Source organism: Xanthomonas albilineans (assembly GCF_002939705.1).
Taxonomy (GTDB): Bacteria; Pseudomonadota; Gammaproteobacteria; order Xanthomonadales; family Xanthomonadaceae; genus Xanthomonas_A; species Xanthomonas_A albilineans.
In genome coordinates this window covers 166,950-180,226 of the sequence record NZ_MDCB01000004.1, presented here as the reverse complement: position 1 = coordinate 180,226, position 13,277 = coordinate 166,950, and the positions used below count along the sequence as shown (strand labels likewise).

The following is a 13,277-nucleotide window of genomic DNA, read 5'->3' as shown; positions in this document are numbered from 1 at the left end:
GTTACTTGGTTTGCTCGAACAGCTCACGGCCAATCAGTATGCGGCGGATCTCCGAGGTGCCGGCGCCGATTTCGTAAAGTTTGGCATCGCGCCACAGGCGTCCGGTCGGGTAGTCGTTGATGTAACCATTGCCGCCCAGTACCTGGATCGCTTGGCCGGTGAGCCAGGTTGCTTTCTCGGCGGCATACAGAATTGCGCCAGCGGCGTCCTGGCGGGTGGTGCGGCCGGCGTCGCAGGAGCGAGCCACGGCGTACACATAGGCGCGGCAGGCATTCAGGCCCACATACATGTCGGCCAGTTTGCCCTGCATCAGTTGGAAGTTGCCGATCGCTTCGCCGAACTGGTGGCGTTCGTGCACGTAGGGAAGCACCACGTCCAGCGCCGCTGCCATCAGCCCCAGTGGACCACCGGATAGCACCACGCGTTCGTAGTCCAGGCCCGACATCAGCACGCGCACGCCGCCGCCGACCTCGCCGAGCACATTCTCCGCAGGCACTTCGCAGTCCTGGAACACCAGCTCGCAGGTGTTGGAGCCGCGCATGCCGAGCTTGTCCAGCTTTTGCGCGGTGGAGAAACCTGGCATGGTCTTCTCGACCACGAACGCGGTGATGCCGCGTGCGCCGCCTGCCGGATCGGTCTTGGCGTAGACCACCAGCACGTCGGCGTCGGGACCGTTGGTGATCCACATCTTGTTGCCGTTGAGCACGTAGCGGTCGCCGCGCGCCTCGGCGCGCAGTTTCATCGAGACCACATCGGAGCCTGCGCCGGGTTCGCTCATCGCCAACGCACCGACATGTTCGCCGTTGCAGAGTTTGGGCAGGTAGTGCGTCTTCTGCGCGGCGTTGCCGTTCTTACGCAACTGGTTCACGCACAGATTCGAATGCGCGCCGTAGGACAGGCCGATGGCACCGCAGGCGCGTGAAATCTCCTCCATCGCCACCACGTGCGCTAGATAGCTCATCGCACTGCCGCCGTATTCCTCCTCGACGGTGAGGCCGAGCAGGCCTTGTTCGCCGAGCTTGCGCCACAGCGACACGGGGAAGGTGTTGTCGCGGTCGGCTTGCGCGGCCAGCGGTGCGATCTCGCGTGCGGCGAAGGCGGCGACGCTGTCGCGCAGCAGGTCGATCTCCTCCCCCAGGTCGAAGTTCAGTGACGGCATCAACATGCGGCAGGCTCCGGGGATGATGGGGGGCGGCGGTACCGAGAATCCGAGCGGCACCGGCGACGTTGAAGGCATGCCTAGCGTAGCCGGGGGCGATAAGGAAGTGAGTGCGAATTCGCAAATTGGACTAAAATCACGCTGTGTCCTACGGCTGTGCGCGGATGGAAGAATGCCTTGCCGGCAACTGTCAGCGCATCCTGTCGACCGCGCGGCGGCTGATTGCCGCAGGCGGGTTTCGTGGCGCGCCCAGTCGCAATGGTCTGCGCGATAGCGAGCGGCTGGTGGAGGGGGCCGTTTCTGCCTGCGCGCGGTCGCCAGCGCCTGAGCCGTCCCTGTCGGCGACAGTGGACTGTTGCGATGCAGCACGTTTGGTTTGCGCTCGTCGGCGTTGCCGGCGTGCCGTGCGGAGCAAACGCTGGCTATACTCGACCGCGTAGTGGCGGTCCGATCACCACGTGCCAAAGGGGTGTGATGTGCGGAATTACGACCTCGAATTTCTCAAGCGCTTCTCGCTGGTGATCGGCCTGCTGATGCTGATCACCCTGGGGTTGATGGCGTTGGCGTTCTATTTGCAGCGGGCGATTCCGCCGGAAGTGTCGCCAGTGGCGCTCAAGCGCACCGAGGAGCGCATCGCGCCGGTCGGCGCGGTCTACGCCGGCAGCACCGGCGCCGCGGCGCAGGCCGCCGCGCAGGCGGCGGCCCTGGCCAAGGCCTCGGCGCAGGCGGCTTACGGTGGCACCACCGATGGCAAGACGATCTTCAACAACCTGTGCACCGCCTGCCACACGAATGGCGTGGGCAAGGCGCCGACGCTGGACCACGCGCATTGGGATGCGCGCATCGCACAGGGCAAGCAGACGCTCTACAAGCACGCGATCGAGGGCTACAACGGTCCCGATGGCGGGATCATGCCGCCCAAGGGCGGCAACCCGGGGCTGACCGAAGCGCAGATCCACGCCACGGTGGATTGGATGTTGTCCAATCTGAAGTAACCTTGGCCTTGCGCCGGGCGGCGCGCGCCGCCGCCGGGTGTCGCATGCGTTTACACCCTGATTGCTTGAGGGTCACATGGATGCGCACCCTCATTATTCCTGCTGTGCTTATCCTTTCGTCATTATCAGGACGGCTTGCCCCGATGCCGCGGCATGGTAAAGATCAGCATGAAACGCCAGCGGCCACTCAGGTGACCGGCCATGCGGCGACAGCGCCGACCAGGCCCGCGCTCCGGGACGAACTGAAATCCATGGCTGATCGTGACCAGCAAGCCCGGAATGCCTGGCAGGCGGATGGCGATGTCATCGACTCGAAGGCATTCGCCAAGATGCAGAAGGTGGACGCGGCCAATTTGACTCGCCTGCGCGCCGTGCTTTCAGCGCACTTCCCTACCGCCGCCGAAGTCGGCGAGGAGGGTGTGCAATCGGCCTGGCTGATGCTTCAGCACGCAGATGCCGATCCCGCGTTGCAGCAAAAGATGCTCAAACGACTGAACCCGTCCCATCTCCCCGGTGGCATCGACCACAAGGCGTATTCGCTTCTGGTGGATCGTGTGCGGATCAACCTGAAAAAGCCCCAGGTCTACGGTAGCCAGTTCCATCGGGTCGATAAGACCTGGGTGCCTTAGCCCCATCGATCATCCTGCCGATGTCGATCAACGGCGCCAAACTCTAGGGTTGATGCCCTTGCGGCTGTAGCGTGCGTCGTGGTCGCTGCGAGTACGTACAACAGCAATTGATTTGCGTCGGCGTGTGCGTCATGAGCGTTCGGTTCAGGAACTGCAATGCCGCCGGTGCCGGCGCCAGTTCCACAGGTGTGCGCTGGCCAGGGCCAGACTGCCGGCAACGGTGATGGGGGTTTCGTTGTCTTTGCCGGCAAGATCGAGCGCACCGGTTAGCAAGCCAGCCAGCCCCAGTAAGGCCAAGGCCCACAGCGGCCAGGGCAGCGGCTCATGTTGGTGTGCGCGCCACAGCGCCAGCCCAGCCAGCGGCGCGGCGATGGCGACGAACAACAAATGCACCCACTCGGCCTGCGCCCAGGTGCCGAGCAGCGGCAGGGCTGTGGCCAGCAACGGTAATGCCAGGCAATGCAGCAGGCACAACCCGGACAGCAGCATTGCGGATGCATCGAGGAAGGGTTGCGGCAAGGATTTCACTGGCAACTGTTCGGGCACTTATTGCGTTATAGACTAACATTCTCAAGCGCACCTGAGCGCGTCTCACGCCGATGTCCGCCATGTCCATCTCCGCCGTCTCCGACCGCCGTCTTCCCGTCACCGTGTTGTCCGGTTTCCTTGGCGCTGGCAAGACCACGCTGCTCAACAACGTGCTGCGCAACCGCGAGGGGCGTCGGGTGGCGGTGATCGTCAACGACATGAGCGAGATCAATATCGATGCGGCGCTGGTGCGCGAGGGTGGCGCCGCGCTCAGCCGCACCGAGGAAACGCTGGTCGAGTTCAGTAACGGCTGCATCTGTTGCACTCTGCGCGACGATTTGCGTCAGGAGGTGCAGCGTCTGGCAGACAGTGGCCGTTACGACTACCTGCTGATCGAGTCGACTGGTATTTCCGAGCCGATGCCGGTGGCGGCGACCTTCGCCATGCGTGATGCCGATGGGCACGGTCTGGCCGACGTCGCGCGGCTGGACACCATGCTCACCGTTGTCGATGGGGTGAGTTTCCTGCGCGATTTCGCATCGGCCGAGCGTCTGACCGATCGCGGTCTGCAGGCCGGTGACGACGACGATCGCGGTCTGGTCAATTTACTGGTGGAGCAGATTGAGTTCGCCGATGTCATCGTGATCAGCAAGAGCGATCTGGCCGATACGGTCATGCTCGACCGCACCCGGGCGGTGCTGCGCGCACTCAACCGCGATGCGCGCATCGTCGAGGCCAGTCGCGGCGATGTGCCGCTGGACTTGGTGCTGGAGACGGGTCGTTTCGATTTCGTGCGTGCGCAACTGGCGCCGGGCTGGATGCAGGCGTTGCGCGGCGAACATACGCCGGAAACCGAGCAGTTCGATATCGGCAGCTTCGTGTATCGCGCACGGCGTCCGTTCCATCCGCTGCGCTTTGCGCACCTGACCCAGCGTGGCTTGCGCGATGTGATCCGGAGCAAGGGTTTTTTCTGGCTGGCTAGCCGCATGGATTGGGTCGGCGAATTGTCGATCGTCGGTCCGGCGATCCAGACCCAAGCCGCTGGCTTTTGGTACGCCGCGCGCGAGCGCGTGGACCAGGGTTTGTTGGAAACTCCGTTGGTGCTGCCGCCGTCGCCGCTGCCGTACACCGAGCTGGGTTGGCAGCGGCAACAAACCGCGTGTTGGAACGCCCCGCCGCCGCAGGCCGAGGAGGTTGGCGATGCGCGCGAATACGCCGCGTTGCGCGCCATGTGGCATCCGTTGTGGGGCGATCGCCGTCAGGAGTTGGCCGTGATCGGGGTTGGCCTGGACGAGGCGCGGGTGCGCGCCGAACTCGATGCCTGTCTGCTCGACGATGCCGAATTGCGGCAGGGTCCGGTGGCGTGGCAGGGGCTGGACGATCCGTTTCCGGCCTGGCGTCGCTGAGGCTGGAGCGGCGCCAGCACGCGGCATCGTCCAGTCAGGACAGCCGTACGCCAGGTGCACGATCCGGTTCGAAAAAGAACGCTGCATGCATCACGTGCGCATGTGGTCTGCACATCGTCCCGGTATGATGTTGGGATGACATCTCCCGTTTTTCCCACCGCCTCTGCTGCGCTGACCCTGCACGGCCCGGCCGGTCCGATCGAGGCCGCCGTGGACCTACCCGATGCCGATGTCGTCGCGTTGCCAGTCACCGCGATCGTCTGCCACCCGCTGTCCACCGAGGGCGGCAGCATGCACAACAAGGTGGTGACGATGGTCGCACGCGCGCTGCGCGAACTCGGCGTGTGCGTGGTGCGCTTCAACTTCCGCAGCGTCGGTGCTTCCGCCGGCAGCTTCGATCATGGCGTGGGCGAGCAGCAGGATCTGGCCGCCGTGGCCGCCTGGGTGCGCGCGCAGCGTCCGCACGATGCACTGTGGCTGGCCGGTTTCAGCTTCGGTGCCTATGTGTCGCTGCGCGTCAGCGCCGCGCTGCAGCCGCAGGTGCTGATCTCGATCGCACCGCCAGTCGGGCGCTGGGATTTTGATCGTGTGGCGCCGCCGCCGCAGTGGTTGGTGATTCAGGGCGATGCCGACGAAATCGTCGATCCACAGGCGGTATACGCTTGGCTGGAGACGTTGCCGTCGCCACCGCAACTGGTACGCATGCCTGATACCAGTCATTTCTTCCATCGTAAGCTGATCGATCTGCGCGGTGCCTTGCAGCACGCGGTCAAGGGCTGGTTGCCGGCGGCACAGGCGTGAGTTCGGCGGCAATACCGTCGCAGCGCTACGCCGATGGTGTGGCGCGCGGTGACTGGCGCGACGATCCGGCGCAGCATGCCGCGTTGGCCGAACTGGACCGTCTCCACAGGGTGATCGTGGACAGCGAGCAATCCGGCTGGCTGGATCGCATGGCGGCGTTCTGGAAGAAGTCCGAGCCGGTCCGTGGCTTGTACTTTTGGGGTGGAGTGGGGCGGGGCAAGACCTTCCTAGTCGATCTGTTCTACGATGGCCTGCCGATCGAGCGCAAGTACCGCACGCACTTCCACCGCTTCATGCGCGGTGTGCACGAGCGCTTGCGCGAGCAGGCCGGGCATAGCGATCCTTTGGCTAGGATCGCGCAGGAGTGGCGCACCCGCTTGCGGGTGCTGGTGCTGGACGAATTCTTCGTGACCGACATCGGCGATGCGATGCTGCTTGGACGATTGCTGGAGCGCTTGTTCGCCGAGGGCGTCACCCTGGTGACCACCTCGAACACCGCGCCGCAGAATCTCTACCTCAACGGCCTGCAGCGCGCGAGCTTCCTGCCAGTCATCGCGCTGCTGCAAAAGTACTGCGTGGAGTTGTACGCCGAAGGCGCCGAGGACTACCGCATGCGCGCGTTGACGCGCTCGCCGGTATACCGCACGTCGTTGGTCGAGGAGGCCGACGCATGGCTGGAACAACGCTGGAGCGAGCTGACCGGCAACGCCGAGGCGCGCCGCGGCAACATCGAGATCGAAGCGCGCAAGATCCCGGTGCGTGCACGTGGCAAGAGTATCGTCTGGTTCGATTTCGCCGCGTTGTGCGAGGGGCCGCGTAGTCCGAATGATTACATCGAAATCGCACGCGAGTTCACCACTCTCCTGCTCGGCGGCATTCCCCACTTCGGTCGCGGGAACGAAGACGCGGCAAGGCGCTTCGTCAACCTGATCGACGAGTTGTACGACCGGCATGTCAATCTGGTCTGCACGGCGCAGGACCCGCCGCCGCTGCTGTACACCGGTGAGCGCCTGGCCGGCGCGTTCGAACGCACCGCCTCGCGCTTGATCGAAATGCAGAGCGCCGAGTACCTGGCGGCCGCGCACCGCGCCTGAGTGCGGCGCATCCGCGCCGCCTGGTAACAGCGGGCAGCATGGACCTGCGTTTTCCCATCAGAGATGCCGCTGTCTGGCAGGTGGCGCGGATGCAGTGGGTGTCGTGCGCCGGCCCGGCGGCGCCCTGCGGCGGCGGGCGACTGACCGTCCATGGCCTGGTAGCTGCGCCGCCCACACGACGCAGTCGCGTGGATCTGCCCGTCGCGGTATTGCATTAGTGAGGATTGTATCGCATAAATATCGCTTGCTATTAAATAGCGTACTATTTATCATGTGGCACATGAACCCGCTCCCCTCCACTGCCGCCACCGACCTGCTCCGGCTGGACAACCAGTTGTGCTTCGCGCTGTATTCGGCCAACTTGGCGATGCACAAGCTCTACCGGGGGTTGTTGCGCGCGCTGGGCCTGACTTATCCCCAATATCTGGCGATGCTGGTGCTGTGGGAACAGGACCAGCGCAGTGTCTCGGACATCGGCGAGCGCCTGTTCCTGGATTCGGCCACGCTGACCCCATTGCTCAAGCGCCTGGAGACGCTCGGCCTGCTGACCCGCCGCCGTGCCACCGAGGACGAGCGTCGGGTGGTGGTCGCACTGACCGAACGCGGTCACGCCCTGCGCGAGCGGGCGCAGGTGTTGCCGGAGCGTGTGTTGTGCGCGGTCGCCTGCGATCTGGAGCAACTGACCCGTTTGAAACACGAACTGGAGGACGTGCGCGGCAAATTATTGGTCGCGTCTTGAGCGTCGCCTGCGTTCAATTCGCCGATTTTGTTGCGTCCTACTCGGTGTTCGACTCTCTCCATCCCTGACGCTACGGCGTCGTCCTTCGTAAGGAGTATCACCATGGCTTCACCGACCACCATCGCTTACACCGCCACCGCCACTGCCACCGGGGGCCGCGACGGCCGCGCTGTGACCCCCGACAAGACGTTGGACGTCAAGCTGTCGACCCCGCGCGAACTCGGCGGCGCCGGCGGCGACGGCACCAACCCGGAGCAACTGTTCGCGGCCGGCTATTCGGCCTGCTTCCTCGGCGCGATGAAGTTCGTCGCCGGTCAGGACAAGCTCAAGCTGCCGGCCGAACCGACCATCGAAGGCAAGGTCGGCATCGGCCAGATCCCCGGTGGCTTCGGCATCGCCGTGGAACTGCGCATCGCGGTGCCGGGCATGGAGCGTGCGGCGCTGCAATCGCTGGTAGATAAGGCGCATCAGGTATGCCCGTACTCTAATGCCACCCGCGGCAACATCGATGTGAATCTGATCGTGGTCGATTGAGTCAGGGGTGTCCCGACCCGTCGCACGGCGGCGGTATCCGGCACTGCGATGTCCTTTGCCCGTGGCGGTAGCGCCGGGCAGACGTTTGTCCCTTGCAGCGGGCGGCCATCGGCCGCCCGCTTGCGTTGTGCGGACAGCCCGCCGCATCCCCGTTTTGGCTCCGTTCCTTGGTTGTTTCACAAGGCCATCACGGCCTCGATCCTGGTGATGGAGGCGGGTGACGCAGGCAAGCCATTGGCAGGCTTAGCTTTTCGTGATTGCACCTACATTTAGCGTTGACGTCACTATTGCACCCCACTATCTTGGGGTTGTCGGTTCCTGCGGCACCTCGCCACGGGATCAAAAGGGAAGCCGGCGTGGCGTGTGAGCGCCAACGTCGGTGCTGTGCCGCAGCGGTCATTGGGAACGATCCTTCACTGCCTGAGGCTCCCGCCTTGGCGAGCGACGGGTTCGGAACTGCCCAGTCGCCGCGCGGCCTATCAGCCCGAAGACCTGCCGACAGCCGCGTGAAGCACACCGCGTGGCGCCGACTTTAGTGTCTCCGGGGGGAGATGGTTGGTGTAGCAGATGACCGCTCGCAGGCGCCGCCTGCGCTGCTGCTTCTCCGCGACACCGTATCCCTCCGCCGATTCGGTCGGACCGCTGCCTGAGGGGGGGGCGGGTGGCTGTGTGCATCACGCTTGGAGACACGTTCATGAGTCAGACCCACAGCCTGCCGGCTGCCGCTTCCATCGACGACACCGTCGATTCCACGACCGCCGCCGCCATCGCGCAGCCCACCACGGCCAGCAGCGAGCCGAGCAACGATCAGCGCGCCGTCACCTGGATCGTCAAGGACGGCGGCAACCGCCGCATGGCCTTCGACCGTTCGCGCCTGCAGCGCACTTTGGATCGGATCCACGCCGAGTTCCCGCAGCTGGATGTGAGCGACTACGAGCGCAAGGCGTTTGCTTTCATCGAGAAGAAGGAAAGCCTGTCCGCCGACGAGATGGTCGACTACCTGATTCGCGAAGCCGAATCGCGTGTGGACATCGCCACGCCGGAGTGGGAATACTTTGCCGCGCGTCTGTACCTGGATCGCCTGTACAAGCGCGCCAGCAAGAACCGTTTCTACGATGCCGGCGAGAAGTACGGCTCCTACGTTGGCCTGCAGGAAAGCCTGGCCGATCGCGGCGTGTATTCGATCGACATCCTCAAGAATTATTCCAAGGAAGAGCTGGCCGAGGCCGGCCGGATGATCGATCCCGAACGCGACAAGTTGTTCGCCTACAACGGCCTGTACCTGTTGGCGACGCGCTACCTGGCCACCGACAACTCGCGCAAGGTCTACGAACTGCCACAGGAGCGCTGGCTGACTATCGCGCTGTACCTGATGCAGGATGAAAAGCCGCGTGAGCGGCGCATGCAGTTGGTTGGCGAGGCGTACTGGGCGCTGTCCAACCTGTACATGACCGTCGCCACCCCGACCCTGTCCAACGCCGGCAAGATCGGCGGGCAGCTGTCGAGCTGCTTCATCGACACCGTCGACGACAGCCTGCAAGGCATCTACGACTCCAACACCGACGTGGCGCGCGTGTCCAAGCACGGTGGTGGCGTCGGCGCCTACCTGGGCTACGTGCGCTCTTCCGGCTCGGCGATCCGTGGGGTCAAGAACTCCAGCGGCGGCGTGGTGCCGTGGATCAAGCAACTCAACAACACCGCTGTGTCGGTGGACCAGCTCGGCCAGCGTAAGGGCGCCATCGCCGTGTACCTGGACATCTGGCACCGCGACATCGAGGCGTTCCTGGATCTGCGCCTGAACAACGGCGATCAGCGCCTGCGCGCGCACGACGTGTTCACTGCGGTGTGCGTGCCGGATATCTTCATGGAAGCGGTCGAGCGCCGCGGCGAGTGGTATCTGTTCGACCCGTACGAGGTGAAGGAGGTCAAGGGCTGGTACCTGCAGGACTTCTTCGATGAAAAGCGTGGCGAAGGCAGTTTCCGCGCCAAATACGAGGAAGTGGTGGCCGACGAACGCATCGGTCGCAAGGTGGTCAAGGCCATCGACATGTTCAAGCGAATCATGGTCAGTCAGTTGGAGACCGGCAACCCGTTCATGTTCTATCGCGATGAAGTCAATCGGATGAACCCGAATAAGCACCAGGGCATGGTCTATTCCAGCAACCTGTGCACCGAGATTCTGCAGAACATGAGCCCGACCCGGGTCATCCAGGAGATGATCAGCGGCGATCAGATCGTGACCACCAAGCAGGCCGGCGACTTCGTTGTGTGCAACCTGTCTTCGGTGAATCTGGGTCGCGCGGTCACCGCGCAGCCGGATCTGCTGTCGCCGGACATTCTGGAGCGGCTGATCCGGGTCCAGGTGCGCATGCTCGACAACGTCATCGACCTCAACGACCTGCCGGTGCCGCAAGCCACCATCACCAACCAGAAGTACCGCGCGATTGGCCTGGGCACCTTCGGCTGGCACCACTTGCTGGCGCAGAAGGGCATCGAGTGGAACTCCCGCCAGGCCGAGGACTACAGCGACACGCTGTACGAGCGCATCAATTACCTGACCATCCAGGCGAGCCTGGCGCTGGCCAAGGAAAAGGGCGCCTACAAGGTGTTCAAGGGCAGCGACTGGCAGAACGGCGAGTACTTCAGCAAGCGCGGCTACGACAGTGCGCAGTGGCAGGAACTGGCCGCGCAGGTGAGCGTGCATGGCGTGCGCAACGCCTGGATGGTGGCGGTGGCGCCGAACATGAGCACCGCGCAGATCGCCGGTTCCACCGCCTCGATCGACCCGATCTACAGCGCGTTCTACTACGAAGAGAAGAAGGACTTCCGTCGCCCGGTGGTGGCGCCGGGGCTGACGGTGGACACCTATCCGTACTACGAAAAGGGTGCCTACAAGGTCGACCAGTTCGCCAGCGTGCGCCAGAACGCCCGCCGTCAGCGCCACGTCGATCAATCGATCAGCTTCAACTTCTACGTGCCCAGCGGCATTCGCGCCGGCACCCTGCTGGACTTGCACATGACCGCGTGGAAGGAAGGCCTGAAGACCACCTACTACGTGCGTTCCAACGACATCGACATCAGCGAATGCGAGTGGTGCTCCAGTTGATCGCCGGCGCTTAGCGCCCAGCGCCGCGCGTGCCAGGGATGTCCCGGTGCGCGTGGCGTGTTTCCGTCGCGCCGCATGTCGGTGCCGTTCACCCGATTTCCGAAGTAAATCTCATGGCCATCGCGCTCGATCGCATCAAGATTCTCGAACCGCTGCACCCCAACCGGTCCACCGGCATCATCAACGGCACCACCAGCGGCATCCTCAACTGGAACGATATCCCGTACCCGTCCTTCTATCGGGCGTACAAGGAACTGTCGACCAATTTCTGGATCCCCGACGAAGTGGACATGAAGGGCGATGCCAAGCAGTACGGCGAACTGTCGGCGCGCGAGAAAAACGCCTACGACTCGATCATCGGCTTGTTGGCCACGCTGGATTCGCCGCAGACGCGCTTCATCTACAACGTCGCCGAATACATCACCGACCCGGCTGCGCACGCCAATGCCGCGATCATCGGCCAGCAGGAGGTGATCCACAACGAGAGCTACTCCTACGTGTTGGCGTCGATTGCCGGCCTGGCCGACCAGAACCGCGTGTTCGAAATCGCGCGCACGCATCCGACCATCGTCGCGCGCAACCAGCCGATCATGCAGGCCTACGACGACTTCATGCGCGAGAAGACCGCCGAGACCCTGCTGCGCTCGCTGATCCAGTCCTCGATCCTGGAGGGCATCAACTTCTATTCCGGCTTCGCCTACTTCTACAACCTGGTGCGGCAGAACCGCATGACCGGCACCGGCAAGATCATCAGCTTCATCAACCGCGACGAACTGGCCCACACCAAGTTCATCAGCGAGCTGATCCGCGCCATCATCGGTGAGAACGCCGAGTTGCAGACCAACGAACTGACCGACTACGTGCACCAGGCCTTCGAACATGCGATCCGCTTGGAGACCGAGTGGTCCTCGGAAGTGCTCGACGGTATCGAGGGCATCGACGTGGACGAGATGATCCAGTACGTGAAGTACCGTGCCAACAAGATGTCCGGCATGCTCGGCATCGAGAAGCTGTACACCGGCGCCAGCGACAACGTGATGCCTTGGATCAAGGCCTACGCCGACAACTTCACCGAGACCAAGACCGACTTTTTCGAGATGCGCAACGCCAGTTACAAGAAGACCAACTCGGACAACGGTTTCGACGACCTGTAAGCGGACTGCGCGTGGTCCGCCACACCACGCGCGTTGTTTGTTGCACGCCTATCATCATGCAGATCCTGCTCGCCTACGCTTCGCTCAGCGGCAACACCCGCGACGTCGCCCGCCGCGTGCATGCGCAGTGCGAGGCCGCTGGTCACCAAGTGACCTGGATCCACACCGATCTGCAAACCTTGCACGGCGTACTCGGCGATCCGTCCTGCGCCACCGGTTTCGATCTGCATTTGCTCGGCAGTTGGACCGACAACGCCGGGCGCACCCCATCTGAGATGAAGCGCTACATCGCCGAATTGGTCGAAGCGGTTGGTCGGCATGCCGAGGTTGCGGTGTTCGGCACCGGCGAGACGCAGTGGGGGTTGGAATACTATTGCGGTGCGGTCAAGCGCATTGCGCGGTTCTTCGACAGTGCCTATCCGCTGCTGGAGATCGAGCAGATGCCGCATGGCGAGCGCGATGTGGCGGCGATCGATGCCTGGTGCGCGCAGGTGCTGGCGTTGCGCGCCGCGCGCGCCGCCGCGCCCGCGGCGGCCAGTCAGGTCAGTGCTGCGGCGTTGCCGGTGCATGGCAGCGGTTGATTCCGCAAATTTTCTCTTTCCGCTCTAGCGCTGGCCGTTGCCGCGCCGTGCGTCACGCGCCATACGAGGTTCCGTTGCATGCTCACCACCATCACCGTTTCCAGCCCAGAGCAATTCGCCGATGCGCTCGCCGCGCACCCGCGCGTGTTGGCCGATTTCAACAAGGACAATTGTCCCGGCTGTCGCATGCTGGACAAATCGCTGGAGCGCTTCGCCGAGAGCGACAGCGCGCAAGGCCTGACCTTGCTCAAGGTGAAAATGGAAGACGTGGGCGAAGATTTCTTCCGTGCTCAGGGTTTGCGCCAGACCCCGACGCTGATGCTGTTCCGCCACGGCGAGGAAGTGGCGCGTGTGCCCGGCTTCGTGCCGCCAGCCAAGATCGACGAAGCGGTGCGCACACACCTGGGGTGAGTCTGCCGCGCGTGCGCGCTGCCGCTGGTCGTTAACGGCCTGGTCTGTCGTGCAAGCAGCGCTGCTGCTGTGAAGTGTCGCCACCGTTTCAGTAGGTGTCCGGACCGCAGCGCATCCTGCAACTGGTCTGGCACGATGTC

Annotated in this window: 13 protein-coding genes and 1 riboswitch; of the genes, 11 read left to right on the top strand and 2 right to left on the bottom strand. The window is 63.8% G+C overall.

Annotated features, from left to right (window positions below; genetic code table 11):
- Nucleotide 1: 1 nt before the first annotated feature.
- On the bottom strand, nt 2-1,165 hold the full coding sequence (locus tag XalbCFBP2523_RS05515; RefSeq protein ID WP_045765094.1) for an isovaleryl-CoA dehydrogenase: 1,164 nt from the start codon (nt 1,163-1,165) through the stop codon (nt 2-4).
- 470 nt (nt 1,166-1,635) lie between these two features.
- Between XalbCFBP2523_RS05515 and XalbCFBP2523_RS05505 the strand changes: the two genes are divergently transcribed.
- Together XalbCFBP2523_RS05505 and XalbCFBP2523_RS05500 are read left to right on the top strand one after the other, a co-directional pair.
- Nucleotides 1,636-2,154, top strand: coding sequence for a c-type cytochrome (locus XalbCFBP2523_RS05505; RefSeq protein WP_045765095.1), 519 nt, complete (start codon nt 1,636-1,638; stop codon nt 2,152-2,154).
- An 80-nt stretch (nt 2,155-2,234) separates the two neighbouring features.
- Nucleotides 2,235-2,783, top strand: a complete 549-nt coding sequence (locus tag XalbCFBP2523_RS05500; RefSeq protein WP_146084041.1) for a DUF6624 domain-containing protein — start codon at nt 2,235-2,237, stop codon at nt 2,781-2,783.
- A gap of 144 nt (nt 2,784-2,927) precedes the next feature.
- Here XalbCFBP2523_RS05500 and XalbCFBP2523_RS05495 read toward each other — a convergent pair whose 3' ends face one another.
- Complete coding sequence (locus XalbCFBP2523_RS05495; protein ID WP_045765096.1) at nt 2,928-3,311, bottom strand: MerC family mercury resistance protein; 384 nt, start codon at nt 3,309-3,311, stop codon at nt 2,928-2,930.
- An 80-nt stretch (nt 3,312-3,391) separates the two neighbouring features.
- Here XalbCFBP2523_RS05495 and XalbCFBP2523_RS05490 point away from each other — a divergent pair, with 80 nt between their 5' ends.
- From XalbCFBP2523_RS05490 to XalbCFBP2523_RS05445, 9 genes are all read left to right on the top strand, one after another.
- A complete protein-coding gene (locus tag XalbCFBP2523_RS05490) occupies nt 3,392-4,717 on the top strand; it encodes a GTP-binding protein (protein ID WP_045766587.1) in 1,326 nt (441 codons plus the stop codon).
- 135 nt (nt 4,718-4,852) lie between these two features.
- On the top strand, nt 4,853-5,518 hold the full coding sequence (locus XalbCFBP2523_RS05485; RefSeq protein WP_045765097.1) for an alpha/beta hydrolase: 666 nt from the start codon (nt 4,853-4,855) through the stop codon (nt 5,516-5,518).
- Nucleotides 5,515-6,612 (top strand): cell division protein ZapE, encoded by a 1,098-nt coding sequence (gene zapE / locus XalbCFBP2523_RS05480; RefSeq protein WP_045765098.1) that lies wholly within the window; start codon nt 5,515-5,517, stop codon nt 6,610-6,612. Before XalbCFBP2523_RS05485 ends, zapE begins: the two co-directional genes overlap by 4 nt.
- A gap of 280 nt (nt 6,613-6,892) precedes the next feature.
- A complete protein-coding gene (locus tag XalbCFBP2523_RS05470; protein WP_045765100.1) occupies nt 6,893-7,351 on the top strand; it encodes a MarR family winged helix-turn-helix transcriptional regulator in 459 nt (152 codons plus the stop codon).
- Between the two features lie 102 nt (nt 7,352-7,453).
- Nucleotides 7,454-7,885 (top strand): organic hydroperoxide resistance protein, encoded by a 432-nt coding sequence (locus tag XalbCFBP2523_RS05465; RefSeq protein ID WP_012914723.1) that lies wholly within the window; start codon nt 7,454-7,456, stop codon nt 7,883-7,885.
- 295 nt (nt 7,886-8,180) lie between these two features.
- A riboswitch (cobalamin riboswitch) is annotated at nt 8,181-8,399 on the top strand.
- A gap of 180 nt (nt 8,400-8,579) precedes the next feature.
- Entirely contained in the window at nt 8,580-10,991 is a 2,412-nt protein-coding gene (locus XalbCFBP2523_RS05460; RefSeq protein ID WP_045765101.1) for a ribonucleoside-diphosphate reductase subunit alpha, read from the top strand.
- 113 nt (nt 10,992-11,104) lie between these two features.
- Nucleotides 11,105-12,145, top strand: a complete 1,041-nt coding sequence (locus XalbCFBP2523_RS05455) for a ribonucleotide-diphosphate reductase subunit beta (RefSeq protein ID WP_012914725.1) — start codon at nt 11,105-11,107, stop codon at nt 12,143-12,145.
- Nucleotides 12,146-12,201: 56 nt separating this feature from the next.
- Entirely contained in the window at nt 12,202-12,726 is a 525-nt protein-coding gene (locus XalbCFBP2523_RS05450; protein WP_045765102.1) for a flavodoxin, read from the top strand.
- 78 nt (nt 12,727-12,804) lie between these two features.
- Nucleotides 12,805-13,137: a thioredoxin family protein gene (locus XalbCFBP2523_RS05445; protein ID WP_012914727.1), complete on the top strand. Its 333-nt coding sequence runs from the start codon at nt 12,805-12,807 to the stop codon at nt 13,135-13,137.
- Nucleotides 13,138-13,277 lie beyond the last annotated feature (140 nt).

Coding starts and splice junctions, on each gene's coding strand:
- XalbCFBP2523_RS05500 (WP_146084041.1), top strand. CDS start 2,235: ATGCGCACCCTCATTATTCCTGCTGTGCTTATCCTTTCGTCATTATCA.
- XalbCFBP2523_RS05445 (WP_012914727.1), top strand. CDS start 12,805: ATGCTCACCACCATCACCGTTTCCAGCCCAGAGCAATTCGCCGATGCG.
- XalbCFBP2523_RS05460 (WP_045765101.1), top strand. CDS start 8,580: ATGAGTCAGACCCACAGCCTGCCGGCTGCCGCTTCCATCGACGACACC.
- XalbCFBP2523_RS05485 (WP_045765097.1), top strand. CDS start 4,853: ATGACATCTCCCGTTTTTCCCACCGCCTCTGCTGCGCTGACCCTGCAC.
- XalbCFBP2523_RS05490 (WP_045766587.1), top strand. CDS start 3,392: ATGTCCATCTCCGCCGTCTCCGACCGCCGTCTTCCCGTCACCGTGTTG.
- XalbCFBP2523_RS05455 (WP_012914725.1), top strand. CDS start 11,105: ATGGCCATCGCGCTCGATCGCATCAAGATTCTCGAACCGCTGCACCCC.
- XalbCFBP2523_RS05515 (WP_045765094.1), bottom strand. CDS start 1,165: ATGTTGATGCCGTCACTGAACTTCGACCTGGGGGAGGAGATCGACCTG.
- XalbCFBP2523_RS05465 (WP_012914723.1), top strand. CDS start 7,454: ATGGCTTCACCGACCACCATCGCTTACACCGCCACCGCCACTGCCACC.
- XalbCFBP2523_RS05450 (WP_045765102.1), top strand. CDS start 12,202: ATGCAGATCCTGCTCGCCTACGCTTCGCTCAGCGGCAACACCCGCGAC.
- XalbCFBP2523_RS05470 (WP_045765100.1), top strand. CDS start 6,893: ATGAACCCGCTCCCCTCCACTGCCGCCACCGACCTGCTCCGGCTGGAC.